1 pseudogene is annotated in these 415 nt (G+C 68.2%); it reads right to left on the reverse strand.

Going from position 1 to position 415, the window contains the following annotated elements:
- Window positions 1-415 (reverse strand): annotated as a pseudogene (locus tag EN859_RS35515) (chemotaxis protein MotC); the annotation flags it as partial.

Consider the following 415-nt stretch of genomic DNA (forward strand, 5'->3'; position numbering starts at 1 on the left):
GGCGGGCCTCGTCGAGCAGGGCAAGCGCCGCGGTGGGCTGTTCGGGCGCAAGCAGCGAACCCTTGCCCAAGGCCAGGAAGGCAGCAAGGTCGCTCGGGACGCTCATCGGATCGATCGGCCTCAGGATTTCGATCGCCACCGCGGGTTGGCCGTTCAGGTAGGCAACGATGCCCTTGGCGATGGTGAGGCTCTGCGGGTCGGCCGTCGCACGCGAAGCCGCTGCCGCGACCGTGACGGGATTGCCGCCGCTCATGCCGTAGACGAGCAACGCGCGAAAGTTCTTGGGGTCCTTGAAGTCCTCGGCATCGGCGGCGCGCAGCCTGGCATCGGCCAGCTCGAGAAGCTTGGCCTGCATGGGCAGCGCGGCATGGTCACCGCCGGCAATGCGATCCTGGACCAACTGCAGCGAGCGGAC

The sequence above is a fragment of the Mesorhizobium sp. M00.F.Ca.ET.216.01.1.1 genome (assembly GCF_004010325.2).
Taxonomy (GTDB): Bacteria; Pseudomonadota; Alphaproteobacteria; order Rhizobiales; family Rhizobiaceae; genus Mesorhizobium.